A 25849-nucleotide genomic window follows, 5' to 3' on the forward strand; every position below is an offset into this window, starting at 1 on the left:
GCATCGGTATTACGACCCGAGATTGGGGCGGTATCTGACCCCGGACCCGGTGAAGCTCGCGGGTGGGTTGAATCAGTACCAGTACGTGCCGAATCCGACGGGATGGGTGGATCCGTTGGGGTTGACGTCCAATTGCCCGCCGCCGAATAAGCCTGGGTGTGAGGTTCCGGGTGGGATTGGTGGGGCTAAAGTGGATGATGGTGAACCTGCGCTGCCGAAGATGACGGCTCAGGAGCGTCGGGCGAGGATTGATGAATTAGCTGAAGAAAACGCATACCGACGTTTGCATGAAATGGAGAATCCACAAAATGGAGAGCATTTTCTGGAAAAGCACGGCGCCCAAACAACACTACGGTCGCAATTTGAAAGGATCATGACAGGAAAAAATCCAACGACTGGCGTTATAGAGACCTACACCGGTGGATCGCACCATGGAGAACCTAAAATTCCAAGCGCGGCTACTCATTTTTTCAGCCATAGAGATCAGCTGAACGCTATCTATAGAGCAAAACTTATATTCAGTCAGACTAATCTTCAAACATCTAGAAGGCCTATGGATATGGGAAAGATAATTGGGGAAGGTTATACCAGAGACGGCATTTATGGGCAGCAGAGGAAAGCCGTGGTTATTCTGAGAGCTAATGGCGATACCGTGACTTCATATGCGGATTTTGAATGATGAAAAAAACGTATGAAATTGTGGATATAAAAAACTTATTGTTTGTTTTTGATATAGAGAATACTACTGATGTCGAGAGGGAACGATTAATAGTTGAAAAAAATGTAAACGATTCGCGTCAGTTAAAAGAGCTTTTCGATACTGTGTTAAGGCATGAATTTTGTGAATACTCAGATGCAGAACAAGAATCGCTAATAAATACTGTCGAACATTTTTTGGAGAGAAACGACAATTTCGACCGTGTATTTAATCGAATGACAACTTATTTTGACGAAGAAATTACCGATAGGTCTAGTTTTATGAGACTTCTATTGGAGTGCTTAACAAAGTATCGGGATGAAACGGGCTGTGGCTAAAAATCTGCATTCTGGAGTGGCGCCTGGCAAGTAAGCACGCACTCTACTACGTCGAGCTTAACCGACTAACTGTGATGCCTTTGGAGACGCCGTAGGATCGAGCAAATACACACTAAACCCCACAACCCCCTTCGCATGATGCTTAGCCTGCGAGGCCATCTCCGCAAGCTGGCTGGCATCAAGCGCTGCACAAGCCTCAGGTCGCAGATGCACCACCCCGATCGATAACGACAACAACGCAAACTCCTGCCGCACTCCCTGTCTGTTCGGCGCTACAAAACAACCGGCTTCCAGATGCTCGGGCCGATAGAAGCGGCGGCATTGGCTCTGGAAGTCGTCGAGCAGTTGGTTGAGGCGTTTGCGCCAGTCTTCGGGGCCGAGGACGAGAAGGAAGTCGTCGCCGCCGATGTGGCCGACGAAGTCGCGGGTGGGGTCGATGCGTTCGTTGAGGCATTGGGCCAGGCAGAGCAGGACTTCGTCGCCACGGCCGTAGCCGTAGATGTCGTTGAAGGGTTTGAAGCTGTCGATGTCGACGTAGCAGATAATGGACTCGCGGGCCTGTTGCAGCAGGCGCGTGAGGCATTGCTGGATCGGTACGTTGCCCGGGAGCAGGGTGAGGGGGTTGGCGTAGCGTGCCTGCTGGATTTTCAGTTCGGTGATCAGCTTCAGCACGTCGATGACCCGGCCGAGGCCTAGATAGCCGCCGTTGAGGGTGATGATGAAGTCTTCTTCGATGCGCTGGCGGGCGCGGCTGGTGATCAGGCGGCTGACTTGCTGCAGTGACTGGCTTATTTCCACGGCGAGGAAATCATCGTTCATCAGACGGCTGATCGGTTTGCGCGCAAACAGGTCGGTGGCAAACGGTTTGAGCAGCGCGTCCGACAGCGAGTGGCGATGGACGATGCCGCAGGGCTGGCCTTGTTCGTCGAGTACCGCGAGCGAATTGAGGTTGGCCTGGCGGCGGAAGGCTTCCAGTACCGTCGCGGTGGGCGTATCGCGTTGCACGGCGGGCTGGTCGTTGAGCAGGGCGCTGAGGTCGCTGCCTTCGTCATTCAGCGCGACAGCGCTGCTATCGTGTTTGGGCATCAAGGCGCGAGCGTCGCGGGACGGATGTTCCTGAGGGCGGCCGAGCAGGTAGCCCTGCACCAGGTCGACGCCCATTTCAGTCAGCACCGCGAGTTCTTCCGGCAACTCGATCCCCTCGGCAATCACCTGCGCGCGGGACGCTTTGGCGATTTGCAGAATCGAACCGACAAACTCTCTTTTCAATGCATCCTGATGAATACCGTCGATGAAGTGCCGGTCGATCTTCACGTAATCCGGACGCAATTCCGACCACAGGCGCAGGCTCGAATACCCCGCGCCCAAGTCGTCCAGCGCAATGGAAAAGCCCATCGCCCGGTAGTGATGCAGAGCGGTTTGCAGCAACTGAAAGTCATCGATCGGGGTCTGCTCGGTGAGCTCGATTACCACTTGGCTCGGCGCAATGCCCAAGTCCTGCAACAGCTGCAACGTTCGTCCGGGTTGGTGCGCGGCCTCAAGCAAGGATTCCGGCGAAACGTTGAGGAACAGTTTGCCCGGCAACTGCTGCTCATTGAACCGGCGACAGGCGCTTTGTCGGCAGGCGATCTCCAGTTCGCTCAATCGGCCAGCCTGTCGCGCCACGGCGAACAGGGCAATCGGCGAGTGAAGAGGGCTGTTGGACGGGCCACGGGTCAGGGCTTCGTAGCCGAGAATACGTCGCTCGGAGAGGCAGATGATCGGCTGGAACAGGCTGTGTAAACCGCTTTGAGTCAGGATCGAGCTCAAGGCGCTCAGCTGTTCGGTCGTGGTCATGGCAGTCTCTGGCGATAAAAAAAGGACCGGGAGCGCTTGCTCCCGGTCCTTTATTGCACGACAGAATGATGACTGCTTGATGACGATCCGGGGATCGTCAGCACTAAATTGCCATCACTTACTTCTTGGCCACCTGATTGCTCAGTTTCAGGTAATCCAGCAGCACGCGCCCGGTTTCGCTCAGATAGGCATCGTCTTCCGGTTTGACCTTGTCCGGCTCGGCAGCGGCCAGTGCGTCTTCGTCTTCTTTCTTCAGCTCTTTGAGCGGTTCTTCGCCTTTGGCCTTGCGACGGATGTTCTCCATCGCCAGTTGCTTGGCGTCGATGTCGGCGTGCTGGGCGCGACGATCGGCTTCGTTGAGGCTGACGGTTTTTTCTTCCATCAGTTTCTGCGCCAGGGCCAGCTTGTCGCGGATGAACACGAACTCGGCATCCTTGTTGGTGCGCGCGTCATGTTCGGACTTCAGCTGGGCGAGGAACGGCTTGAACGGATCGGCCGCCGGTTTGATCGCCGCGCGTATGGTGTCCCACGGCATGGCTTCCGGCAGAGCGCTCTCGCCGATTTCCTTGGTGTCGATCAGCGATGGGTAGTCGATGTCCGGCAGCACGCCCTGATGCTGGGTGCTCTGCCCGGAGACACGGTAGAACTTGGCCAGAGTCAGTTTCAGTTCGCCATGGTTCAGCGGCTGAATGGTCTGCACGGTGCCTTTGCCGAAGGTCTGGCCACCGATGATCAGCGCGCGGTGGTAGTCCTGCATGGCGCCGGCGAAGATCTCCGAGGCCGAGGCGGACAGGCGGTTGACCAGCAGCGCCATCGGGCCTTTGTAGAACGCGCCCGGGTTTTCATCTTCGAGCACGTCGACACGGCCGTCGGCGTTACGCACGAGTACGGTCGGACCTTTGTCGATAAACAGGCTGGTCAGCTCGGTGGCTTCCTGCAGGGAGCCGCCGCCGTTGTTACGCAGGTCGATGACTACGCCGTCGACTTTGTCCTTCTGCAACTCGGTGAGCAGCTTCTTGACGTCGCGAGTGGTGCTCTTGTAATCCGGATCGCCGGCACGGAATGCCTTGAAGTCGAGGTAGAAGGCCGGGATCTCGATCACGCCAAGTTTGTAGTCCTTGCCGTCCTGTTTCAGGCTGAGGATCGACTTCTTCACGGCCTGGTCTTCGAGCTTCACCGCTTCACGGGTGATCGGCACGATCTTGGTGGTCTGGTCGTTCGGCGCATTGCTCGCCGGGATCACTTCCAGACGCACCACGGTACCTTTCGGACCGCGAATCAATTTGACCACTTCGTCCAGGCGCCAGCCGACCACGTCGACCATCTCTTTATTGCCTTGGGCAACGCCGATGATCTTGTCGGCCGGAGCGACCTGCTTGGTCTTGTCCGCCGGGCCTGCCGGCACCAGACGCACGACTTTCACTTGATCGTTGTCGCTCTGCAACACGGCGCCGATGCCCTCGAGGGACAGGCTCATGTTGATGTCGAAGTTTTCCGCGTTATCCGGCGACAGATAGTTGGTGTGCGGGTCGTAGGACATGGCGAAGGTGTTGATGTACGCCTGGAAGATGTCCTCGGCACGGGTCTGGTCCAGACGCGCCAACTGATTCTTGTAGCGCTTGGTCAGGGTTTCCTGGATCTGCTTCGGCTCTTTGCCGGCGATCTTCTGGCGCAGCACTTCGTCCTTGACGCGTTTGCGCCACAGGTCGTCGAGTTCCGCGGTGGACTTGAGCCAAGGCGCGTCCTTGCGATCGATCAGCAAGGTCTCCTTGGTGTTGAAGTCCATTTTGTCGACGCCTTTGTTCAGCTCGGCAAGGGCGAAGTCCAGACGCGCTTTCACGCGGTCCAGGTAGCGCTTGTAGATGGTGAACCCGGCGTTGAGGTCGCCGCTTTTGAGGAAGTCGTCGAACTGCGTCTTCCACTTGTCGAATTCGGCGATATCGCTGGCCATGAAATAGCTGCGCGATGGGTCGAGCAGCTTGATGTAGCTGTCGTAGATGATCACCGAGCGCGCATCGTCGAGCGGCGGCTTGCTGTAGTGGTGACGCTTGAGCAACTCGACGACGTTCAGGCTGGCGATGACTTCATCGCGATCAGGCTGCAACTTGTCCCAGCTGTTGGCTGCGAATGTGGTGCCCGACACCGGCAACAGGCCGATACCGATGAAAAGAGCGAGGGCGGTGCTGGGGAGCAGATGCTTCATGCTGATTCGACGCGGGGACAATTGATAACGCATATTAGGCCGTCTTTGAAGTCGCCGGTTCTTTGAGAGCCGGTCGCATAATGCAAAAAGCCCGGCGCTACAGCTTCGGGCTCAGTCCAGACTCACTATGGAGGCAGTGTGAAGGCATTGCAAGGCGTTGAAGGTCAAGTGGCATGGGTTGAAGAGCCGAGTCCTACCTGCGATGTAGGACAAGTCCGCATCCGGGTGGCGGCAGCCGGCCTCAATCGCGCCGATTTATTACAGAAGGCAGGGCTTTATCCGCCCCCGCCCGGTGCCAGCCACGTGCTCGGTCTTGAGTGCTCCGGGGTGATCAGCGAAGTCGGTGCGGGCTCGTCCTGGCAAGTCGGCGACCGGGTTTGCGCCTTGCTGGCCGGGGGCGGCATGGCTGAAGAGGTGGTCGTCGACGGACGGCACGTGCTGCCGGTGCCCGAAGGTGTTTCGCTGATCGAGGCGGCGGCATTGCCCGAGGTGTACGCCACCGTCTGGCTGAATGTGTTTCAACTTGCAGCGTTGAAACCCGGTGAGAAAATTCTCCTGCACGCCGGCGCAAGTGGAATCGGTTCAGCCGCCATTCAGCTGTGCAAAGCCTTCGGTAACCCGTGCTGGGTCAGCGTCGGTTCCGCCAAGCGCCTGGCTTACTGCGAAGCGTTGGGTGCGCAAGGCGGCGTGGTGCGCACCGATGATCTCGAAAGCCTGCGCGACTTCGGGCCGTTCGATGTCATCCTCGACCCGGTGGGCGGCAATTATTCGGCACTGAACCTCAAGTTGATGGCGCTGGACGGGCGTTGGGTGTTGATCGGTTTGATGGGCGGGCGCGAGGCGAAACTGGATCTGGCGCAGGTGTTGGCCAAGCGTGTGCAACTGCTCGGTTCGACGTTGCGCAGCCGTGACGATCAGTTCAAGGCCGATCTGCTCAGCGATCTGGGCCAGCATGTGTGGCCGCTGTTTGCCGAGGGCCGCTTGCGTCCGCAACTGGCCAAAGCGTTTGCAGTGAAGGATGCCGAGGCGGCGTTTGCCGAACTGGCGAGCAATACGGTGGCGGGCAAGTTGGTGTTGGTGATCAATGAGGGTTTGAGCTGACAGCAAAGCAAGGTCAAAAGATCGCAGCCTCCGGCAGCTCCTACAGAGGCACGCATTGCAAAAGTAGGAGCTGCCGAAGGCTGCGATCTTTTGCTTTTATTTCCAGAGGTGGATCGGCCAGCCGGCCTTTTCGGCGTGCTCAAGCAGCACCGGATCCGGATTGACCACGTGGGGGAAGTCCACTTTAAGCAACAACGGCAGATCGTTGCGCGAATCGGAATAAAAACTCGCGCCTTCGAGGTTTTCTTCTTCGGCGTCCAGCCATTCCAGCAAGCGGGTGATTTTGCCTTCGCGGTAAGTCAGGGTGCCGACGGTTTTACCGCTGTATGCGCCGTGGGCTACTTCCAGTTCGATGGCGAGAACCTCATCAATACCTAATCGTTCGCCGATCGGCTTGACCAGATGGATACCCGACGCCGAGATCACCAGAATCCGGTCACCGGCCTTGCGGTGGGCGGCGATGGTTTTGGTCGCATCGCTGAAGATGATCGGTTCGATGAAATCCTCCACCCACGGGCCAACCAAGTGCTCGATTTCCTCAGGGGTGCGGCCAATCAGCGGTTCGAGACTGAAGGCCATATAGTCTTCCATCGCCAGATGTCCGCGGCCGTAGGCATCCATCAGTTCCTTGTCACGCTGCATGAACGACTCGCCATCGACCCAGCCGAGGCGGACCATCTGCTCACTCCATAGCGAGGAACAGTCACCGTGAATCAACGTTTCGTCCAGATCAAAAATTGCCAAAGCCATCGGTTCTCTCCGAGAACAGCTTCAAGCCATGAGCTTCAAGCTGCAAGAATTGGAATCAAGTACGCCGCAGTCTACAACTTGAAGCTTGTAGCTCGAAGCTCGCAGCTGCTTTTAAGCTACTTCGCACAGGGCGCCCGGATCGATGGAAAGGGCCAGGCGCTGCCCATCTGGATGCAGATCGGCGGCGGAGCGGTTAAGCACATCGACCACCAGTTCCACGCCGCGTGCTTCGACGCGATAGCGAATGACGTTGCCGAGCAGGCTGTGGCTGCGGATCTGTGCGTCGAGTTCGCCGTCGAGGCTCAGTTCGATGGCTTCCGGGCGGATGGCGATGCGGTGGTTGACCGGCCGTTGCAACAGCTTTGAGGCGGCAGCGGCATCGAGCAGGTTGTAGTTGCCGATGAAGCCGGCGGCGAACACATCGACCGGCGCGGTATAGAGGGTTTCGGCGTCGCCGCTCTGGACGATCTTGCCCTGATTCATCAGGAATATCCGGTCCGACATGGTCAGCGCTTCTTCCTGATCGTGGGTGACGAAGATCGTGGTCAGGCCAAGTTCGCGCTGAATCTGGCGAATCTGTTCGCGCAGGTGTTTGCGTATCCGTGCGTCGAGGGCTGACAAAGGCTCATCCAGCAGCAACAAGCGCGGGCGGGTTACCAGTGAGCGGGCGAGGGCGACGCGCTGGCATTGGCCACCTGAAAGCTGATGCGGATAGCGGCTGGCGAAGTCGTGCAGCTCGACCAGTTTCAACACTTCAGAGACGCGCTTGTGGCTGTCATCGGCGTTGACCTTTTGCATACGCAGGCCGAAGGCGACGTTCTGTTCGACGGTCATGTTTGGGAACAGCGCATAGCTTTGAAAGACCATGCCGATTCCGCGTTTCTGCGGACTCAACGGCACGATGTCGACGCCCTCGAGCAGGATCTTGCCGCCGTCCACCGGGGTCAGCCCGGCGATGCAACGCAGCAAGGTCGACTTGCCGCACCCGGACGGGCCGAGGAGGGTGACGAACTCGCCTTTATTGATTTCGCAATCGATGTCGCTGAACACCGTGGTGCCGGCATAACTTTTCTGCAGGTGTTGGACGCTGACGTAGCTCATTCGCTTTTGTCCTTGTTCAAGATGTTGGCGATCCAGGTCAGGACCAGCACGAAAAAGAAATACGAAATGACCAGCGCACTGGTGAAGTGGCCGCTGCTGTTACGCATGTTGTTCAGGTACACCTGCAGTGTTTCGTAGCGGGTGCCGACGAGGATGTTGGCGAACACGAATTCACCGAAGAGGAACGAGAACGACAGCAGCAGCGCCACCATCAGGCCTTTGCGCAGATTCGGCAGCACCACCAGAAACGCCGCTTGAAAGGTGCTGGCGCCGAGCAGTTGCGCGGCGTCCATCAGGTCGCGCAGGTTGATCGCTTGCAGGTTGTTGGTGATCGCGCGGTACATGAACGGCAGCGCCACGGTGAAGTAGCAGCCGATCAGAATCCATGGCGTACCGACCATCGCCATCGGCCCGGAACCGTAGAGCTGCAACAGCCCCACCGAGGACACCACTGGCGGCACCGCGAAGGGCAGCAGGATTAGGATGTTCATCAGTGCATCGAGTTTCGGGAAGTAGTAATGCACGACGAACAGCAGCGGCAGGATCAGCAGCACCGACAGCACCAGCGCGCCGACACAGACAATCAGCGACTGACCGAATGCATGCAGAAAGCGCGGATCGCTCCACAACTGGATGTACCACTTGAAGGTGAAGCCACTCGGCAGAATCGTTGCCGACCAACTGCTGGCGATCGAGTAGACCAGCGTGCCCAGCAGCGGCAACAACAGGATGGCGAACAGCAGATAAACCACGACGCGGTGGTAGAGGCCGGCCGGGCCGGATTCAGCGCGAGACATGGTAGCTCCTCTTCAACAGCAGTTGATGCACGACGGTGACGATGGTCATCAGCGCCACGAGCACCACGGCCAGGGCGCTGGCCAGGTTCGGGTCAAGGGAAATGTCGCCGGAGACCATCGCCGCAATACGGATCGGTAGAACGTTGAAGTTGCCGGTGGTCAGCGCATAAACCGTGGCGTAGGCGCCGAGGGCGTTGGCCAGCAGGATCACGAACGTGCCGAGCAGCGCCGGGGTCAACACCGGCAGGCCGATGTGCCGCCAGAACTGCCAGCCGTTGGCGCCGAGCAGTGCGGCGGACTCGCGCCAGTCTTCCCGCAGAGCGTCGAAAGCCGGGTAGAGCAGCAACACACCGAGCGGGATCTGGAAGTAGGTGTAGAGGATGATCAGGCCGGTTTTCGAGTACAGGTTGAAGTCCTGAATGATCCCCGACTGCTTGAGCATGATGGTAATGCTGCCGTTGAAACCGAGCAGGATGATGAAGGCGAACGCCAGCGGCACGCCGGCAAAATTGCTGGTCATGTTGGCGAAGGCATTCACGAAGTTGCGCAGCTTCGAATCGACGCGGCGTAGTGAATACGCACCCAGCACGGCGATGATGATGCCGAATACGCTCGACCAGAAACTGATCTCCAGGCTGTACTGGATCGCCTGCCGATAGAACTTCGAACCGAAGATCTTGCTGAAGTTGGCCAGGCCCCAGCCGGACTCTTCCGGTTGCAGGCTGTTGATCATCACCCAGACCAGCGGGGCAATTTCGAAGACGATGAAGAACAGCGCGAAGGGCACCAGGCACAGCGCCGCGAGCCATTTACCGCGAGTCATGGCATTCACTTGAACAACTCCCGGCATACAGGTTTGTCATGGGGCACGCCGAGCAGTTCGCAGATCGTGCCGCAGAGCTCGGTCTGCTTCGGTGTGACGTCAGGGTTCAGGCTGAAGACCTCGCCGAGGACGAACAGCGGCACCTGACGTTCTTCCGCCAGCAGGCCGTTGTGCGAACGATCGTTGTTCATGCCGTGGTCGGCGGTCACCAATACCTGATAACCAGCGTCGAGCCAGCTCTGCAGATAATCGGCAAGGATGACGTCAGCCGAACGTGCGCTGTTGCGGTATTGCGAGCTGTCGAGGCCGTGCTTGTGTCCGGCGTCGTCGATGTTCATCGGGTGGATCAGGAGGAAATCCGGCGCGTGGCGCAGGCGCAGGCTTTCGGCGTCGGCGAACAGGTGCGAATCCGGATAATGATCGTTCCAGTAGAAGTGGCCGTACTGGATCGGCAGAGTCGGATCATTGGTGTGGCGGTCGCGCGCAGCCACGAACGGTGAGCGGTTATATAACTCGCTGACCCAGTGATACGCCGCAGCGGCGGTTTTCAACCCGGCATCGCGGGCGTAGTGATAGATGCTGCGCTGGTTGGACAAGCGCGAGACATTGTTATGGACGATGCCGCTGTCGATCGGCGGCACGCCGGTGAGAATACATTCGTAAAGCGGTCGGGACAGCGCCGGCAGTTCGCACTCCAGCTGATAGAGCGCCGCGCGTCCTGCGCCAACATAAGCCTGCAGATGCCCCATGGCGTGACACGCAACCTCGTAGTTGAGGCCGTCGAGCACGACAAGGATGACGGTGTGCTTCATAGGGGCAAGAACTCCGAAAACAAATCTGGAACCAATCTGTGTAGGAGCTGCCGGAGGCTGCGATCTTTTGATGTTGCTTTAAAGGGCAAGATCAAAAGATCGCAGCCTCCGGCAGCTCCTACAGATGAAGGATTACTTCATCTCGACGATGACTTCTTCGTTCCACTGTTGTGGCAGGGCTTTGGAGGTCTTTTCCCACGCATCGGCGTCCTTGACCGGCGTGACCTTCTTGTACTGCTCGTTCGGCAGCAGCTGGGCTTTCACGTCTTCCGGCAGTTGCAGGTGTTCGGCGCGGATCGGCCGGGCGTTGCCGCGGGCGAGGTTGGTCTGGCCGGCGTCGCTGAAGATGTATTCGCGGGTCAGCTTGGCGGCGTTGGGGTTTTTCGCGTACTTGTTGATGATCGTGGTGTAGCCGGAAATCACCGAGCCGTCAGACGGGATCAGCACCACGTAGTCATCCGGATTGGCCATCTTGGCTTTGTAGCTGAGGCCGTTGAAATCCCAGACCACGCCGACTTCGATCTCGCCTTTTTCCATGGTGGCGATGGTCGGGTTGGCCATCGACAGACGACCCTGTTTGGCGAGGTCGGCGAACAGCAGCAGGGCAGGCTTGATGTTTTTCTCGTCACCGCCATTGGCCAGTGCGGCAGCGAGGACACCGTTGGCAGCCTGGGCAGCAGTGCTCACGTCGCCGATGGAGACTTTGTATTTACCGGTTTTCAGGTCAGCCCATTTGGTCGGCACGTCGGAGCCGTTCAGCAGCTTCTTGTTGACGATGAAGGCGATGGTACCGGTGTAGGCCAGCGCCCAGTTGCCGTCCTTGTCCTTGGCCCAGTCCGGAATCTGATCCCAGGTGCTTGGTTTGTACGGTTGCACCACGCCTTGCTTGACCGCGATCGGGCCGAAGGCGGCACCGACGTCGCCGATGTCGGCGGTGGCGTTATCTTTCTCGGCGGCGAACTTGGCGATTTCCTGAGCCGAACTCATGTCGGTGTCGATGTGCTTCAAGCCGTAATTCGCAGCCAGGTCATCCCACGTGCCTTTCCAGTTGGCCCAGTTGTCGGGCATGCCGACGCTGTTGACGGCGCCTTCCGCCTTCGCAGCGGCTTCGAGGGTTTTCAGATCGGTGTCGGCCGCCATGGCGGCGGTGCACATAGCGATGGTCGAGCCTAACAGTGTTGCCAGGAAAAGCTGTTTCATTCCGAAGCTCCTTGGTCGTGTTCAACGCTGCGATTGCGGTTGGTGTTGGTCTAGGTCAGCAATACCTGAGCCAATTTAGGTCGGCTGGATGACATTTTGATGTCGATGGCCTAGTGGCTGATCTTTTATCTGCCATTGTCAGGAAGGTGCCAGACAAGCGTAGACCATGCCCAAAGGCCCGAGGGGTACGGGACTTGGCCGATGTATTGCAAGCCATGAACGCGACCGTTCGGTAGTTTTGTCATCTGTCGGTCATCTGCGCTGCCTAGGCTTGCAACATACGAAAGCGCTTGAATTGGCGTCCGAACTTGCCCCGAAACAGTGCTGGTCTAGTCCAGATAGGTAACGTTGATGCGCGATGAGGCAACGAAAGCGGTGACAGCGATTGGCCAGGTGCTGCAGGAGCAGATCGATCATGGTTTGCTGGCGGCCGGGAGCAAGTTGCCCGCTGAACGCAAGCTCAGCGAGTTGTTCGGGACGACGCGGATCACCGTGCGAGAGGCGTTGTTGCAACTGGAGGCGCAGGGGCAGATTTACCGTGAAGAGCGGCGCGGCTGGTTCGTGTCGCCGCCGCGTCTGGCGTACAACCTGATGCAGCGCAGTCACTTTCACGCGATGGTCAGTGCGCAGGGGCGTGAGCCGTCGACCGAGGTGATTTCGGCGCGGTTGCAGCCGGCTTCGGCGGCGGTGTGCGCGTGGTTGCAGTTGCCGGCCTTGTCGAGCGTGATTCAGATTTGCCGCTCTCGGCGCATTGATGGGCGACTGGTGTTGTATGTGGAGCATTATCTGAATCCGCAGTTTTTTCCGGGGATCCTCGAGTTTGATTTGAATCAGTCGATCACCGAGCTGTATGCGCGGCATTTCGATTTGCACTATGGGCGGGTGAGGTTCGAGATCGTGCCTACGTCTTTATCTGTCGATGCGGCGGCGGCTCTACGGGTGTCGGTGGGGAGTCCGGGACTGAGGATTGCTCGGGTCAATTATGATCAGCATGGGCGGTTGATTGATTGTGATCTGGAGTTTTGGCGGCATGATGCGATTCACGTAGGGGTTGATGTGGTTTGACCTTGGCGGCCTCTGGGCCGACCAGGTTGGTTGGGTTTTGCGTGAATATCCGTTTCTGCGGGTGTTGCTGGTTACGGTTCCGCTCTTACAGCGGGTCACTTTGGCAAACGCCCCAAAGTAACCAAAGGTCTGCGCCCTGACGTTCGGCCCGCTCGCTGGGGCTCGGGGTTCCTTCGCTCCGGGATCGATCCTGGCGCAGCGGCTCCGGTTTGCTTCGCTGCACCTACACTCGCTGTGTACGACTGCGTCGTACGGTCGCTGCGCTCCCACGCCCGGATCAATCCCTCCACTCAGCCTACCGACGGGCTCCGAGATCAAGATCAAAAGCGGTGCTCGAGCTAACGCTCATCGTGTGTAGGAGCTGCCGAAGGCTGCGATCTTTTGCTTTTGCTTTCGCTTTTCTGTGGGAGCGAGCCTGCTCGCGAAAGCGCCCCCACAGTCAACCCCTCTCTACTTGCCCACCCCCGCATTCCCATACAAATAATCCGTCGCCAACGAAGCCAATGTCCTGACTCCAACCACCAACGCCGACTCATCGACAAAGAACCCCGGATTATGATTCGGCGCAGCTTTGCTCATGTCCTGGTCCGTCGGGGTCACCCCGAGAAATACAAACAACCCCGGTGCTTCTTTGGCAAAGAACGAGAAATCTTCCGCCCCACCCACCAGCGGTCCCTGCACCACGTCATCCTTGGCAGCCCACTTCAACGTCGGCAGCATTTTTTCGGTCAGTGCCGGGTTGTTGATGGTCGGGTCGTATTTTTCGATGATGGTGACGTCGGCCTTGGCGCCGCCGCTTTCCGCGATTTTCTCGATGGTCTGGCGCACGTCGCTGTGCAGTTTCTGGCGGATGCCGTAGTCGTAGGAGCGGATCGTGCCGGTCATGTCGAGCGATTCGGGGATGATGTTGTAGCGGGTGCCGCCGTTGATGGTGCCGATGCTGACCACCGACGGGTAAGAGGAAATGTCGGTGCGGCGGCTGACCACGGTTTGCAGGCCGACGATGGTTTGCGCGCCGACGGTGATCGGATCGATGCCGTCCCACGGGCGGCCGGCATGGGTTTGTTTGCCGTGGATCTTGATGCGCAGGTCGTCGGAGCTGGCCAGGGTCGGGCCGGGGCGGTAGGCGATCTGGCCGGCGGGGACGCCGGCCCAGACGTGCAGGCCAAATACCGCGTCGGGTTTCGGCGATTTCATCACGCCTTCCTCGACCATCATCTTCGCGCCCCAGGTGTTTTTGCCGTCGGGAATAAAATCACTCGGACCTTCCTCGGCGGGCTGGAAGTAGAACACTACGGTGCCGGGCAGGGTGTCGCGCATGCCCGTCAGAATTTTCGCTGCGCTGAGCAGGATCGCGGTGTGGGCGTCGTGGCCGCAGGCGTGCATGACGTCGACTTCCTTGTCGAGATACGTGCCTTTGGCTTTCGAAGCGAACGGCAGGTCCGAGACTTCCTTGACCGGCAGCGCATCCATGTCGGCGCGCAGGGCCACGGTCGGGCCGGGCAGGGCGCCTTTGAGCACGGCCACTACGCCGGTGCGGGCGACGCCGGTTTTCACTTCCAGGCCCATGGCTTGCAGCTGTTTGGCGACCAGTTCAGCGGTGCGTTTTTCAGTGTTGCCAAGTTCTGGATGAGCGTGAAGGTCGCGGCGGGTTTCCAGCAGCTCCGGTTCGAGCTTCTGCGCCTGCTCGGCGATGCGCGTGCGGGCGCTGTCCATCGTCGCGGCGCTGGCGTGGCTGGCGACCACGGTGAGCAAAAAGGTCTGGGCAATGCGCGTCAGTTGCATGGGCTTCTCCTTGATTATTGTTGTTGGCTTCCTTGCCTGTGACTGCAACCGTGCTCCTGAGTGCTATTCCTTCGGCTGACCGCCACCGGCAGTAATCACCTGCACACTCATCCGCGGCGTCGCCAGATCCAGCCCCGCCTCATCCAGTTGCCGCTTCAGCGACAAATTGAACGCCCGGGAAACCTCCCACTGTTTGATCGGCGCAGTCTTGAACCGTGCCCGCAGAATCGCGCTGCCGGATTCGAAACTTTCTACACCCTGAATCTCCAGCGGCGACCAGATGTTGCGGCGCTGCAACGGATCGCTGCGCATCTTCTGGCCGACGTCGCGCATCAGTTTGATCGCGTCGTCGATTTCCATGTTGTACGGCACGGCCACGCGGAAGATGGCGTAGCCGAATTCCCGCGAGTAGTTCTTGATGCTTTTGATTTCGCTGAACGGGATGGTGTGGACGATGCCGTCGATATCGCGCAGGCGTACGGTGCGGATGGTCAGGCCTTCGACGGTGCCGAGGTGGCCGCCGACGTCGACGTAGTCGTCGATGGCCAGCGAGTCTTCGATGATGATGAACAGGCCGGTGATCAGGTCAGCGACCAGCGACTGCGCACCGAAACCGATGGCCAGACCGATCACACCGGCACCGGCCAGCAATGGCGTGACGTTCATGCCCATGTTCGCCAGCGCGACGATCAGCGCAATGATGAAAATCGCCACGAACAGCACGTTGCGGATCAGCGGCATCATCGTCTGTGCCCGGGCGTTGGCCAGGCCTTTGCGCGAGCGGGTGAGGGCGTGGTGCACGGCGGTGTCGGCGAGGATCCAGATCAGCCAGGAGAAAATCAGCGTGCCGATCAGGCTGAACAGTTTGACGCTGATGTCATGGCCATCGCCTTCGGCGAACGCGATCAGCGAATGGCCCCAGACGCGCAGGCCCAGTTCGATGAAGATCAGCCACACCAGCAAATGCGTCAGGGTATAGAAGAAGTTTTTCAGTCGCTCCGAGTACAGCGCATGGCGTTTCGGCCCGCGTTGTGGTTTCAGCGAATGACGGCGCACCAGGCCGTTGATGACCATGCACAACACCAGCAGAACCGTGCAGATCAGCGATTGGCGCAGCGCGGTGCTGGTGTCGCCGGCGGAGACGAATGTGGCGAACAGCGAGATGCCGACCAGCACCAGTGCCGGCACGTACCAGAAGGTGCCGAGGATTTCGATGGTGTCGCTGAGGGCGCGGCGGGTCAGGCGGCGTGACAGCGGTTGGTTGCGGATCAGATGCGCGATCGGTCGGCGGAATCGCAGAATGAACAGGCCGGTCGACAGCGCCGCGAGCACATTGGCAGTGGTCGCGGCCGTGTGCGCCAGATGCACGCCCAGGCTCTCGACCAGACGCGGATCGCTCAGCGCTTCGCCAAACGCGGCGAAACTGCCGATCAGCCACAGCGGCCGAAACGCCTGATGACGCAGAATGTACAGCGCGCGATGGCGGTGCGGGCCGTCGAGCAGGGAGAAGGCAATCACGCAGATCGCCGAAAAACAGGTGCCGACCACCAAGGCATAGGCCAGCACCATCGCCAGGCTTTTGCCCAGTGACGACGGCAGCACGTAGCTCATGTACACCGTGATCACCAACGCGATCAGCCACGGTCCAAGCTTGCGCAGGGCAAAACGCAGCATGTCGAGGGCCTTGGGGTGTTGCGGTAATTCTTCGGTGAGGCCAAAGCGCATGCGCACGCGGTGGCCAAGCCAGATCAGCGCGGCGGCGAGCAGGCTCCAGACCATCAGGATCACGGCGAAACCGAAGATGATCGGCAGCCATTCATTGGCCGGCAGCAGCTTGCTGGTCAGTTCGTCCTTGGCCAGATCGAATTCGTTGGACCAGCGGGTAATCGGGCTGTCGGCGCCGGAAAACTGTTTTTCGAAGTTGGCGAGGGTGCCGCCGATCAGGCCCAGCACGCCTTCTTCCGGGGTGGTCTGAGCTTTCTTCGTGGCGTCGCGCAGCTTCTTCAGATCACTGAGCAGTTGCGCGCGTTGCTTGTCGTTTTCCAGCGACTTGATCACTTCGTCCAGCGACTGGCCGAGGGGTTCCACGGCTTCAGGCTGCGGCTTGGAAGTGTTGAGCAGGCCGGGCAGACCGACCGCCTCGGCGGGCGCCAGCGGCAGCAGCGTCATCAGGCAGACAAGCAACAGACCGGGCAAAGCAGAAAGACGAGCAAACACCAGGGGACAACCTCGGAATAGGCGAATGCGCTGGAGTGTACGAGGCCCTTTGGCGCAATGCGAGCCGGGCTCGGTCATTCGTTCAGTTTGGCGAGGATCTTGTAGACCACCGTGGCGAGGATCATCAGCATGCCGATCCACATGGCGAACACACCGGCGTTCTTGTCGCGGAAGTTGAAGCCGATGGCCAGCAGGATCATTCCGCTGAGGATGGGAATGAGCATGGCGTGGAAGGAGGACATCGAGATCATGAAGACTGCCTTGTCTGTAGAGGATTCTTGCAGTCTAGGCGGGTTTTCGAGGCAGGGTGTGATGTAGCTCAGGAATGCAACAGGCCGAGAGGATTCTGCTGTCTGCACAGGCGCTTTCGCGAGCAGGCTCGCTCCCACGGGTTGATTGGCATTCCAAGGGGAGATGACTGGCTCCCACAATGAAATGCAGTTCAATTGTGGGAGCGAGCCTGCTCGCGAAGCTTGTCAGCCGTTACGGCAATTCACGACTGGCATAAAACGCGCTGAGCACTTTGACCAGATGCGCCAGGTCATGGCTGCCGCACAGTTCGCGAATCGAGTGCATGGCAAAGGTCGGCAGGCCGATGTCGACGGTGCGCACGCCCAGATGGCTGGCGGTGATCGGGCCGATGGTCGAGCCGCAGCCCATGTCGCTGCGCACCACGAAGCTTTGCACCGGGACTTCTTCGGCCATGCACAGGTGGCGGAAGAAACCGGCGGTTTCGCTGTTGGTGGCGTAGCGCTGGTTGCTGTTGACCTTGATCACCGGGCCGGCGTTGAGTTTCGGGCCATGGTTGGCATCGTGCTTGTCCGCGTAGTTGGGATGCACGCCGTGGGCGTTGTCGGCCGACACCAGCAGGGATTTCTGAATGGTGCGGACGAACTCGTCACCTTCCGGCAACAGGCGGCGCAGGGTCTGTTCGAGCATCGGGCCGTCGGCACCGCACGCCGAACACGAGCCGACTTCTTCGTGGTCATTACAGACCAGCACACAGGTTTCGTCGGTCTCGGCGGTGAGCAACGCTTGCAGGCCGGCGTAGCAGGACAGCAGGTTATCCAGGCGTGCACCGGCGATGAAATCACCGTTCAAGCCGATCACCGCAGCGCTTTGCGTGTCGTAGAAACTCAGCTCGTAATCCAGCACCACGTCGGCATTCAAGCCGTGTTCGCGGGCCAGTTGATCAGTGAGCACGGCGCGGAAATCGACGCGCTCGTCACCGGCAAATTGCGCCAGAATCGGCGGCAGTTCGGTCTGCGCGTTGATCGCCCAGCCCTGGTTGGCTTCGCGGTTGAGGTGAATGGCCAGGTTGGGAATGATCGCGATCGGTGCCTTGAAGTCGATCAACTGGCTCTCGACCTTGCCGTCACGGCGGAAGGTCACGCGGCCGGCGAGCGACAGATCGCGGTCAAACCACGGCGCCAGCAGCGCGCCGCCGTAGACTTCGACGCCCAGCTGCCAGAAGCCCTGACGCTGCAGTTCCGGTTGCGGCTTGACCCGCAGGCAAGGGCTGTCGGTGTGGGCGCCGACCAGACGGATTCCGTCGTGCAGTGGCGAGTTGCGACCCATCTTGATCGCGACGATCGAGGAGTCGTTACGGGTGACGTAATAGCGGCCGTTGGCCTCGGTGGACCATGGCTCGCGCTCGTCGAGGCGCACATAACCGGCGGCCTCCAGACGCTGAACAAGACTGGCGGTGGCGTGGAACGGGGTAGGGGAGGCCTTGAGAAAGTCGATCAGGCCCTGGTTCAACTCTGCGCGCATAAGAAACTCCAGACAGCAATGGGCGGCAGTTTAACGCATCGCTCAGGCCCGTTGGGCAAGTGCTTTCATTGCTGATCTGTGGAATGACGTCAGGGGTGCTGATCGATGCGCTTGCGCAGGTAGGCAATGATCGCTTGTTGATCATCCTTTCTGGCGGGTTTCGGCAGGTGCTTCGGCCAGCCCTTGCCGCTGCCGAAGAAGGCTTTTTGCGCGACACTGTCCCAGCGAAGGATCTCCCGCGACGCCGATTCCCACCATTCGTGACGGCAGATCTCGTAATACGGGTGGGCAGGTGCAGCGCTGCCGAACAGCAATGCCCGGCCGACTTTCTTCATGCCGCCGCGCTTTTTGCGCAGCTTCCACTTGATGCGCAGGCGCTCCCAGGTCGATGGAACGGGCTTGCTGCGCGGAACCTCGGAGCACAGCGCTGGCAGTTCGGGGTGGAAGGCCTCGCCATGGCGGGCGAAAAAGTGTTTCTGCATGGCGTGGAAGAAATTTTTGTCGGCGAAGTAGTGATAGACGAATTTCTTCGCTTCCTGGATCGGTTGGTCGCGCATGGCGAACGACAGTGCAATCTGTTCGATCGTATGGATGTCGAACGGGTCATGCGTCCACTCATCGATCAGTCGGATCGACTTGTCCAGCAGCGCTGAATCGCCATCGGTGATGCCGCACAAGCCGCTGTTGTAGAGCTTGAAGCTGTTCGTCGACGAGATCCCGTGGACTTGCAGGCAGCGCGCGAGTTTTTCGTAGTCTGCCCGGTTACAGACGTAACTCCAGTCGTATTCGAAGCGGTCCATCACGTAACGCCCGGGCGTGATCATGCTGAACAGCCGGTGCGGTGAACCGAGAAACAGCGTGTCGGTATCGACGAACAGGGTCTTTTCGGCGAGTGTCAGGCCCAGTGCAATGGCGCACGCTTTGCGGCGGTGGTGGTAGCCGTTGTCGCCCTGCCACTGGATCAGGGTCTGCTCGCTCAAAGTGACGGTATCGACCGGCCAGCCGGCATAGTCCTGCGGACGATCGGTCAGCACTCGGATGCACAGTGATTCACTTGGCTGCAGTTGTGCTAGGGCGGTGAGGATGCTGAATTTCGCCTCGCGCCGATAAACGTCTTTGTCACCATAGATCAGGTAGAGCAACTGGTGCGGTACTTTTTCCATGGGGGGGAAGGCTTCGCGCATAAGCGGCTCCATACGGCGGGGGCGCGAGTTTACCGTATTGCTCCGCTGATTTGCAGGCCAGACACTTGCTTCGAAGTGTTGCCGGAGAGGGTATCAACCGACGATCAATCTGCCCGTGAGGAAGACTTCACGCCGCTGCTTGCGACCGACGTATTCATGTTTGCTCAACTGGTAGACGGTCTCGAACTTGTCTTTCGACAAATCCGGCAGCGCACCGATGTATTGATCGACCAGGCGATCGTAGGCGGCTTCGGTAATGAACTTGTAGATATCCCGACGATAGAAGAAGCCGAGTTGAAAACCGAGTGTTTCACTTGCGTGCGCGGTCGGGCCGGCGAAGCAGTTTTCAAAGTCGATGGCTTTGAGTGGCCTTTGCGTTTGCTCGGGCAGCATGATGTTGCCCACCCAGAAATCCATGTGAGTGATGTTCTTGCTGGCGAGCGAGCTGAGCAGTTGGAACGCGTCGAGGATGAAAGCTTCGATGTTTTCGGGATTGCGTCTGATGCATTCGGCGCCGTCGATATGGCCTTCGAGCAGGTGAGTCAGGAGGAAAAATTCCTCGGTCAGGCCAAGTCGGCTGCGGGTATAGCCATAGCCTTTCAGTGGAGGCATCTCCACGCCCCGGCGCTGAGCTTCGAGGCAATTCATCAGTTCTTCGAGCGGCCAGTCGAAGCGCCCGTTGCGTTGCGGTTTGTTCAGGCTCACCCGCACCTTTGCCTTGAACGTGTCCAGTGGCTGGACTTTGGCGAAAAGTGGTGTTTCACAGTACGACAACGGTGCGCTGGCCCGGGTCAGTTTGCGCGCGCGACGTTTTTTTATCAGTTGCTCGAGGGCTTGGCGGGCCTGGATGCTGGGTGCTTCGCTCAGGTGCAGGGTGGTGTTACCGAATGCGCACACGATGGGGTATTCGGATTGAAGTGTTTTGTTGCAGAACACGGAAGAGGCCTCCTGCCTGATATCGAAGTGCCATGATTTTATATTTGATTACAATTTTATGACAGTTCTTTACGTCAATGTATTGCCGGTGGAATTCTGGCAGGACAAAAAAAGCCCTTCGCAAGGAAGGGCTTTCAAAGTATTCACGCATTTCAGAATGGCGCCGGGCACTCGAAGCGCAGGCGTTCGCCGCTTTGCGGATGAGTGAAACTGAGCATGCTCGCGTGCAGGCACAGACGTGGCCAGGCTGCCAGCGCTTGCTCGTGGGCATAGAGGCCGTCACCGAGCAGCGGGTGGCCGATCGACAACATGTGTACCCGCAGTTGATGCGAGCGGCCGGTGATCGGTGTCAGTTCGACGCGGCACCATTCTCCGCAACGCTCAAGGACTTTCCAGAAGGTCAGCGCGTGCTTGCCGAATTCGTGATCGACCACGTGCCGTGGCTTGGTCGGTGGATCGTAGCGCAGGGGCAGGTCGATGCTGCCACTGTCCAGTTCCGGCTGACCCCACGCCAAAGCGGTGTAGGCCTTTTCGGTTTCGCGGTCATGAAACTGCCGCGACAGTTCGCGATGAGTATCGGCATCACGGGCCAGCAGAATGATGCCGGAGGTTTCCCAGTCCAGGCGATGGACGATGCGCGCTTCCGGGTAGCCGTTTTCCTGCAAGCGGGTAATCAGGCAGTCCTTGTTGTCGTCAGCGCGACCGGGCACCGAGAGCAGCAGGGTCGGTTTGTCGACCACCAGAACGGCGGCGTCCTCATGGATGATGCGGATGTTGGACAGCGGCATTAAAACAGCCTCGTAACAAATGCCAACGGCGGCTCGGAGCTGCTGATAACCCTGTAGGAGCTGCCGAAGGCTGCGATCTTTTGACTTTGAAGATCAAAAGATCGCAGCCTTCGGCGGCTCCTACACGAGCATCAACAGTCCGAGCCGCCGTAGCGACTGCCAAATCGACTCAGCGATCGGGCAGGGTGATGTTGAGTTCCAGAATCGAGCAACTGCCCTGGCTTTCCAGTGCAACATGTACGTCGTCGTTGCCGATGTTGACGTACTTGCGGATCACGTCGACCAGTTCCTTCTGCAAGGCTGGCAGGTAATCCGGCGTGCTGCGCTGGCCGCGCTCATGCGCCACGATGATCTGTAGACGCTCTTTCGCTACCGAGGCGGTACTTGGCTTTTTGTTGGCACGAAAGAAGTCAAAAAGGTTCATTACCTACCTCCAAACAGGCGCTCGAAGAATCCCTTCTTCTCGACATCGAGGAATCGGTGGGCTTTTTCTTTGCCCAGCAGGCGGTCGACGGTATCGCTGTAAGCCTGACCGGCATCGCTCTGGTCGTCGAGGATGACCGGCACGCCCTGGTTGGAAGCCTTGAGCACCGCCTGGGATTCCGGGATGACGCCGAGCAGGGTCACCGAGAGGATTTCCTTGACGTCTTCAACGCCGAGCATCTCGCCCTTTTCAACACGCTCCGGGTGGTAGCGGGTGATCAGCAAGTGTTCCTTGATCGGGTCTTCGCCACGTTCGGCGCGGCGCGATTTGCTTGCCAGCAGGCCGAGCATGCGGTCCGAGTCACGTACCGAGGAGACTTCCGGGTTGGTCACGACGATCGCTTCGTCAGCGAAGTACATGGCCAGGTGTGCACCTTTCTCGATGCCCGCCGGGGAATCGCAGACGACGAACTCGAATTGTTCCTTGAGCTCCATCAGGACTTTTTCCACGCCTTCGACGGTCAGCGCGTCTTTGTCGCGGGTCTGGCTGGCCGCCAGTACGTAGAGGTTTTCCAGGCGCTTGTCTTTGATCAGTGCCTGTTGCAGGTTGGCTTCGCCGTTTACCACGTTGACGAAGTCATACACCACGCGGCGCTCGCAACCCATGATCAGGTCAAGGTTACGCAAGCCCACGTCGAAGTCGACGATTACTGTTTTGTGGCCGCGCAGAGCGAGACCGGTACCGATAGCGGCGCTGGTGGTGGTCTTACCCACACCACCCTTGCCGGATGTAACCACGAGAATCTTGGCCAAGGTGTTTCACCCCTAAGGAAGAAGGACTGTTCAGCCCCTGAAAAACATCTCTTGAAAACTACTGCAGTCGGACAGCCTTGGCTGGAATTTGGCTTTAGGCCTTTTTCCTACTTCGTTTGAGCCGTTTTCGCTACGTTTTAGAGATGCTTGGAAAATGCGGCAGTATCCGTTAAAGCCGAATGATGTTCAACACGTCGCCTGACAGGCTGACCTGGACGCCCGAGCCCCACATCGGATCGCGACGCAAATCCTCGGAGACCTTGTAATGACCGGCGATGGAGATCAGTTCAGCGCTCAATTGCTGACAGAAAATCCGTGCCTTGGTGTCACCTTTGACGCCGGCCAGCGCACGGCCGCGCATCGGGCCGTATACATGGATGTTGCCATCGGCAAGAAGTTCCGCCCCCGGACTGACCGATGAGACCACGACCAGATCGCCACCCTGAGCATATATCTGCTGGCCACCACGTACTGGCGTGGTGATTACGCGGGTCGGTTTGACGCTCGGCTCAGGCGGCTTTTCCGGCTTCTTTTTGACTTCGGCTTCCGGCGTCTCCAGTGGACGCTCGCGGGCACCCGAGGGCGGTAGCACAGGGATGTCGATGGCGATGGCAGCGGCGATGTCTTCGATGCGGCTGGCACGAATGGCCAGGGTACGCAGGCCGTGCTGACGGCAGACGCGCATCAGCCCCGGCAGATCAACCGCGCCCTGGTTCGGCGGCAGTTTGTCCAGCGCCAGGACCAGCGGTGCATTGCTGAAAAAATTCGGCGCCTGGGCGACTTTGGCGGCCAATTGCCGATCGAGGCTTTCGAGGTCGTTACGGGCCAGTTCCAGCACAGTGATGGCCAGCATGCTGCCCTTGAGCTGGAATACGGGATCTTGGTCTAACGGGTCGGTTTGGCTCATGTCGGCATACAACGGCTTGTCACTAAAAGTGCCGAGACTTATAACGAGAACGCCCGCGAGCCGCAAGCCGGGTCGAACGATGTAGAATGCGCGGCCACTGTATTTACGGAAGCTTTAATGGATCGCCCGCGTTTTCGAAAAGCATATCTTGCTCCGCGCTTCTGGCCGCTCTGGTGCGGCCTGGGGCTTTTGTGGCTGATCGTGCAGTTGCCGTATCCGGCGCTGCTGACCATCGGTCGAGTTTTGGGCGCGCTGATGTATCGCGTCGCCAGCGACCGGCGAACCATCGCCCGGCGCAATCTGGAATTGTGCTTCCCGGAAAAATCCGCCGCCGAGCGCAAACGCCTGCTCAAGGAAAACTTCGCCTCCACCGGCATCGCCTTTTTTGAAATGGCGATGAGCTGGTGGTGGTCGCGCGAGCGTCTGGCGAAACTGGCCCACGTCGAAGGCCTTGAACATCTGCAGAAAGCCCAGCGCGAAGGCAAAGGCGTGATCCTCATGGCCGCGCATTTCACCACCCTGGAAATCGGCGCGGCGCTGCTCGGCCAGCAGCACACCATCGACGGCATGTACCGCGAACACAAAAACCCCTTGTTCGACTTCGTCCAGCGCCGTGGCCGCGAGCGGCACAATCTCGATTCGCTGGCGGTGGAGCGCGATGACGTGCGCGGCATGCTCAAACTGCTGCGCTCGGGCCGGGCGATCTGGTATGCGCCGGATCAGGATTACGGCGCCAAGCAGAGCATCTTCGTGCCGCTGTTCGGCATTCAGGCCGCCACCGTCACTGCGACGACCAAGTTTGCACGGCTGGGCAAAGCGCTGGTGGTGCCGTTCACGCAGGAACGTCTGGCCGACGGCAGTGGTTATCGCCTGGTGATCCATCCGCCGCTGGAAGATTTCCCCGGCGAAAGCGAGGAGGCCGATTGCATCCGCATCAATCAGTGGGTCGAGAGCGCTTTGCGTGCCTGCCCCGAGCAATATCTATGGGCGCATCGGCGCTTCAAGAGTCGCCCGCCGGGTGAGCCGAAGCTTTATCCCAAGCGCCGTTGATTCACCCGTCCTGACAAGCATCCTGGAGTGTTGCGATGAGTCCTGTTGAACCGGTTACAGGTTTGATTCTTTCCGGCGGCGGGGCTCGGGCGGCTTATCAGGTCGGGGTGCTGGCGGCGATTGCCGAGTTGCTGCCGGTCGGCGCGGACAATCCGTTTCCGGTGATCGTCGGCACCTCGGCCGGGGCGATCAATGCGGTCAGCCTGGCCAGTGGTGCCATGGATTTTCGCGCTGCCATCGAACGCCTGACCCAGTTCTGGCAGGGCTTTCGCAGCCACCGGGTGCTGCGCAGCGACTGGCCCGGAGTCATCCATCAAGCCAGCCGCTTCGTCAGCCACAGCCTGCTCGGTCTCGGTCGACAGATGCCGGTGGCGCTGCTCAACAGTTCGCCGCTGCGCGAACTGCTCGAGGAAAAACTGCACCTGCCCGGCATCGCCGAATCCATCGCACGCAAGCAATTGCATGCGGTGGCGGTGACCGCGTTCGGCTACGAATCGGGGCAAGCGGTGACGTTCTATCAGGGCGGCGGCACCATCGACGCCTGGCTGCGGCATCGACGCATTGGTGTGCCGACGCAGCTGTCGGTTGATCACCTGTTGGCCAGTTCAGCGATTCCGCTGTTGTTCGCGCCGGTGAAAATCGGCGAGGAGTATTTCGGTGACGGCGCGGTGCGCCAGTCGGCGCCGATCAGCCCGGCGCTGCATCTGGGTGCCAGTCGCGTGCTGGTGGTGGGCGTCAGCGGCAACCCGCGCGGCGTTGATCCGCAGCAGCCGCTGGAGCGCGCCTACAGCGGCCAGCAACCGACGCTGGCACAGATCGGCGGGCACATGCTCAACAGCACGTTTATCGACAGCCTGGAGAGCGATATCGAGTTGCTGCAGCGTCTGAATCAGTTCAGTCATTTGCTCCCGGCCGGCACGCCAACCCGCGCGCTGGGTGTGGCGCCGGTGGAAGTGCTGGTGATTGCGCCGAGTCAGCCGATCGACGAAATCGCCGCGCGGCATCGCCAGGAGCTGCCAGCGGCGTTGCGCCTGTTTCTGCGCGGGCCGGGGGCGACGAAGACGAGCGGGGCGGGGGTGCTCAGTTACCTGCTGTTCGAGGCCGGGTATTGCAGCGAGTTGATCGAGTTGGGGCGGCGGGATGCGTTGGCCAAGCGCGAGGAGCTGTGCCGGTTTTTGCGGATATCTGAAGCGGTGGCTCCGGCCTGAAATCTGCGGTGAGGCCTTCGCGAGCAGGCTCGCTCCCACATT

At 59.4% G+C, this 25849-nt stretch carries 24 protein-coding genes; 6 read left to right on the forward strand and 18 right to left on the reverse strand.

The features are described from left to right. On the forward strand, positions 1 to 679 hold a 679-nt coding region (locus PS14A_RS07480), incomplete at its 5' end, for an RHS repeat-associated core domain-containing protein (protein WP_212615641.1). Next, the gene (locus tag PS14A_RS07485; RefSeq protein WP_249121205.1) at positions 676 to 1035 is read left to right on the forward strand and encodes a hypothetical protein; all 360 of its coding nucleotides are present in this window, start codon (positions 676 to 678) and stop codon (positions 1033 to 1035) included. The genes PS14A_RS07480 and PS14A_RS07485, both read left to right, overlap by 4 nt. Before the next feature lie 57 nt (positions 1036 to 1092). On the opposite strand, the gene PS14A_RS07490 is transcribed toward PS14A_RS07485, so the two are convergent. Together PS14A_RS07490 and PS14A_RS07495 are read right to left on the reverse strand one after the other, a co-directional pair. Continuing rightward, positions 1093 to 2871: a bifunctional diguanylate cyclase/phosphodiesterase gene (locus PS14A_RS07490; RefSeq protein WP_212615642.1), complete on the reverse strand. Its 1779-nt coding sequence runs from the start codon at positions 2869 to 2871 to the stop codon at positions 1093 to 1095. 118 nt (positions 2872 to 2989) lie between these two features. Beyond that, positions 2990 to 5074, reverse strand: coding sequence for a carboxy terminal-processing peptidase (locus PS14A_RS07495; RefSeq protein ID WP_161806099.1), 2085 nt, complete (start codon positions 5072 to 5074; stop codon positions 2990 to 2992). 138 nt (positions 5075 to 5212) lie between these two features. Between PS14A_RS07495 and PS14A_RS07500 the strand changes: the two genes are divergently transcribed. After that, positions 5213 to 6175, forward strand: a complete 963-nt coding sequence (locus PS14A_RS07500; protein WP_212615643.1) for a zinc-binding dehydrogenase — start codon at positions 5213 to 5215, stop codon at positions 6173 to 6175. Between the two features lie 96 nt (positions 6176 to 6271). On the opposite strand, the gene PS14A_RS07505 is transcribed toward PS14A_RS07500, so the two are convergent. The 6 genes from PS14A_RS07505 to PS14A_RS07530 all read right to left on the reverse strand — a co-directional run bounded on the left by PS14A_RS07505 (position 6272) and on the right by PS14A_RS07530 (position 11658). After that, on the reverse strand, positions 6272 to 6925 hold the full coding sequence (locus PS14A_RS07505; RefSeq protein WP_130888605.1) for an HAD family hydrolase: 654 nt from the start codon (positions 6923 to 6925) through the stop codon (positions 6272 to 6274). A 111-nt stretch (positions 6926 to 7036) separates the two neighbouring features. Further along, positions 7037 to 8026, reverse strand: a complete 990-nt coding sequence (locus PS14A_RS07510) for an ABC transporter ATP-binding protein (RefSeq protein ID WP_212615644.1) — start codon at positions 8024 to 8026, stop codon at positions 7037 to 7039. Further along, positions 8023 to 8823 (reverse strand): ABC transporter permease, encoded by an 801-nt coding sequence (locus PS14A_RS07515; RefSeq protein WP_123443861.1) that lies wholly within the window; start codon positions 8821 to 8823, stop codon positions 8023 to 8025. Before PS14A_RS07515 ends, PS14A_RS07510 begins: the two co-directional genes overlap by 4 nt. Further along, positions 8810 to 9646, reverse strand: coding sequence for an ABC transporter permease subunit (locus tag PS14A_RS07520; protein ID WP_212615708.1), 837 nt, complete (start codon positions 9644 to 9646; stop codon positions 8810 to 8812). Before PS14A_RS07520 ends, PS14A_RS07515 begins: the two co-directional genes overlap by 14 nt. 5 nt (positions 9647 to 9651) lie before the next feature. Next, the gene (locus tag PS14A_RS07525) at positions 9652 to 10458 is read right to left on the reverse strand and encodes an alkaline phosphatase family protein (RefSeq protein WP_212615645.1); all 807 of its coding nucleotides are present in this window, start codon (positions 10456 to 10458) and stop codon (positions 9652 to 9654) included. A gap of 132 nt (positions 10459 to 10590) precedes the next feature. Next, positions 10591 to 11658 carry an ABC transporter substrate-binding protein gene (locus tag PS14A_RS07530; RefSeq protein WP_212615646.1) on the reverse strand — a complete coding sequence of 356 codons (1068 nt, stop codon included), beginning with the start codon at positions 11656 to 11658 and terminating at the stop codon, positions 10591 to 10593. Positions 11659 to 12009: 351 nt separating this feature from the next. Here PS14A_RS07530 and phnR point away from each other — a divergent pair, with 351 nt between their 5' ends. Beyond that, positions 12010 to 12723 (forward strand): phosphonate utilization transcriptional regulator PhnR, encoded by a 714-nt coding sequence (phnR, locus tag PS14A_RS07535; RefSeq protein ID WP_016773745.1) that lies wholly within the window; start codon positions 12010 to 12012, stop codon positions 12721 to 12723. Between the two features lie 450 nt (positions 12724 to 13173). On the opposite strand, the gene PS14A_RS07540 is transcribed toward phnR, so the two are convergent. From PS14A_RS07540 to minC, 10 genes are all read right to left on the reverse strand, one after another. Then, positions 13174 to 14508, reverse strand: a complete 1335-nt coding sequence (locus PS14A_RS07540; protein ID WP_212615647.1) for an amidohydrolase — start codon at positions 14506 to 14508, stop codon at positions 13174 to 13176. A gap of 63 nt (positions 14509 to 14571) precedes the next feature. Then, complete coding sequence (locus tag PS14A_RS07545; RefSeq protein WP_212615648.1) at positions 14572 to 16725, reverse strand: mechanosensitive ion channel domain-containing protein; 2154 nt, start codon at positions 16723 to 16725, stop codon at positions 14572 to 14574. Between the two features lie 74 nt (positions 16726 to 16799). Next, positions 16800 to 16976, reverse strand: coding sequence for a hypothetical protein (locus tag PS14A_RS07550; RefSeq protein WP_016773747.1), 177 nt, complete (start codon positions 16974 to 16976; stop codon positions 16800 to 16802). A gap of 232 nt (positions 16977 to 17208) precedes the next feature. Then, a complete protein-coding gene (locus tag PS14A_RS07555; RefSeq protein ID WP_016773748.1) occupies positions 17209 to 18498 on the reverse strand; it encodes a M18 family aminopeptidase in 1290 nt (429 codons plus the stop codon). A gap of 89 nt (positions 18499 to 18587) precedes the next feature. Beyond that, positions 18588 to 19682: a hypothetical protein gene (locus PS14A_RS07560; RefSeq protein ID WP_212615649.1), complete on the reverse strand. Its 1095-nt coding sequence runs from the start codon at positions 19680 to 19682 to the stop codon at positions 18588 to 18590. Positions 19683 to 19775: 93 nt separating this feature from the next. Next, complete coding sequence (locus tag PS14A_RS07565; RefSeq protein WP_212615650.1) at positions 19776 to 20618, reverse strand: hypothetical protein; 843 nt, start codon at positions 20616 to 20618, stop codon at positions 19776 to 19778. A 152-nt stretch (positions 20619 to 20770) separates the two neighbouring features. Further along, positions 20771 to 21406 carry an RluA family pseudouridine synthase gene (locus PS14A_RS07570; RefSeq protein WP_130911751.1) on the reverse strand — a complete coding sequence of 212 codons (636 nt, stop codon included), beginning with the start codon at positions 21404 to 21406 and terminating at the stop codon, positions 20771 to 20773. A 169-nt stretch (positions 21407 to 21575) separates the two neighbouring features. Continuing rightward, positions 21576 to 21830 carry a cell division topological specificity factor MinE gene (gene minE, locus PS14A_RS07575; protein ID WP_003223146.1) on the reverse strand — a complete coding sequence of 85 codons (255 nt, stop codon included), beginning with the start codon at positions 21828 to 21830 and terminating at the stop codon, positions 21576 to 21578. After that, a complete protein-coding gene (gene minD, locus PS14A_RS07580; protein WP_007913953.1) occupies positions 21830 to 22642 on the reverse strand; it encodes a septum site-determining protein MinD in 813 nt (270 codons plus the stop codon). Before minD ends, minE begins: the two co-directional genes overlap by 1 nt. Before the next feature lie 169 nt (positions 22643 to 22811). After that, positions 22812 to 23549 carry a septum site-determining protein MinC gene (minC, locus tag PS14A_RS07585; RefSeq protein ID WP_024012205.1) on the reverse strand — a complete coding sequence of 246 codons (738 nt, stop codon included), beginning with the start codon at positions 23547 to 23549 and terminating at the stop codon, positions 22812 to 22814. A gap of 117 nt (positions 23550 to 23666) precedes the next feature. Here minC and PS14A_RS07590 point away from each other — a divergent pair, with 117 nt between their 5' ends. Together PS14A_RS07590 and PS14A_RS07595 are read left to right on the forward strand one after the other, a co-directional pair. Next, positions 23667 to 24599 carry a lipid A biosynthesis lauroyl acyltransferase gene (locus PS14A_RS07590; RefSeq protein WP_041479319.1) on the forward strand — a complete coding sequence of 311 codons (933 nt, stop codon included), beginning with the start codon at positions 23667 to 23669 and terminating at the stop codon, positions 24597 to 24599. A 35-nt stretch (positions 24600 to 24634) separates the two neighbouring features. Next, positions 24635 to 25807, forward strand: coding sequence for a patatin-like phospholipase family protein (locus PS14A_RS07595; RefSeq protein ID WP_212615651.1), 1173 nt, complete (start codon positions 24635 to 24637; stop codon positions 25805 to 25807). Positions 25808 to 25849: the final 42 nt, after the last annotated feature.

Origin of the sequence: Pseudomonas sp. 14A (assembly GCF_018132745.1) — a bacterium.
GTDB classification, from domain to species: Bacteria; Pseudomonadota; Gammaproteobacteria; order Pseudomonadales; family Pseudomonadaceae; genus Aquipseudomonas; species Aquipseudomonas mercuritolerans.

Coding starts and splice junctions, on each gene's coding strand:
- PS14A_RS07530 (WP_212615646.1), bottom strand. CDS start 11,658: ATGAAACAGCTTTTCCTGGCAACACTGTTAGGCTCGACCATCGCTATG.
- PS14A_RS07570 (WP_130911751.1), bottom strand. CDS start 21,406: ATGCCGCTGTCCAACATCCGCATCATCCATGAGGACGCCGCCGTTCTG.
- phnR (WP_016773745.1), top strand. CDS start 12,010: ATGCGCGATGAGGCAACGAAAGCGGTGACAGCGATTGGCCAGGTGCTG.
- PS14A_RS07560 (WP_212615649.1), bottom strand. CDS start 19,682: ATGCGCGAAGCCTTCCCCCCCATGGAAAAAGTACCGCACCAGTTGCTC.
- PS14A_RS07490 (WP_212615642.1), bottom strand. CDS start 2,871: ATGACCACGACCGAACAGCTGAGCGCCTTGAGCTCGATCCTGACTCAA.
- PS14A_RS07495 (WP_161806099.1), bottom strand. CDS start 5,074: ATGAAGCATCTGCTCCCCAGCACCGCCCTCGCTCTTTTCATCGGTATC.
- minE (WP_003223146.1), bottom strand. CDS start 21,830: ATGAACCTTTTTGACTTCTTTCGTGCCAACAAAAAGCCAAGTACCGCC.
- PS14A_RS07555 (WP_016773748.1), bottom strand. CDS start 18,498: ATGCGCGCAGAGTTGAACCAGGGCCTGATCGACTTTCTCAAGGCCTCC.
- PS14A_RS07590 (WP_041479319.1), top strand. CDS start 23,667: ATGGATCGCCCGCGTTTTCGAAAAGCATATCTTGCTCCGCGCTTCTGG.
- PS14A_RS07515 (WP_123443861.1), bottom strand. CDS start 8,823: ATGTCTCGCGCTGAATCCGGCCCGGCCGGCCTCTACCACCGCGTCGTG.
- PS14A_RS07510 (WP_212615644.1), bottom strand. CDS start 8,026: ATGAGCTACGTCAGCGTCCAACACCTGCAGAAAAGTTATGCCGGCACC.
- PS14A_RS07595 (WP_212615651.1), top strand. CDS start 24,635: ATGAGTCCTGTTGAACCGGTTACAGGTTTGATTCTTTCCGGCGGCGGG.
- PS14A_RS07520 (WP_212615708.1), bottom strand. CDS start 9,646: ATGACTCGCGGTAAATGGCTCGCGGCGCTGTGCCTGGTGCCCTTCGCG.
- minC (WP_024012205.1), bottom strand. CDS start 23,549: ATGAGCCAAACCGACCCGTTAGACCAAGATCCCGTATTCCAGCTCAAG.
- PS14A_RS07540 (WP_212615647.1), bottom strand. CDS start 14,508: ATGCAACTGACGCGCATTGCCCAGACCTTTTTGCTCACCGTGGTCGCC.
- PS14A_RS07485 (WP_249121205.1), top strand. CDS start 676: ATGATGAAAAAAACGTATGAAATTGTGGATATAAAAAACTTATTGTTT.
- PS14A_RS07525 (WP_212615645.1), bottom strand. CDS start 10,458: ATGAAGCACACCGTCATCCTTGTCGTGCTCGACGGCCTCAACTACGAG.
- PS14A_RS07505 (WP_130888605.1), bottom strand. CDS start 6,925: ATGGCTTTGGCAATTTTTGATCTGGACGAAACGTTGATTCACGGTGAC.
- PS14A_RS07550 (WP_016773747.1), bottom strand. CDS start 16,976: ATGATCTCGATGTCCTCCTTCCACGCCATGCTCATTCCCATCCTCAGC.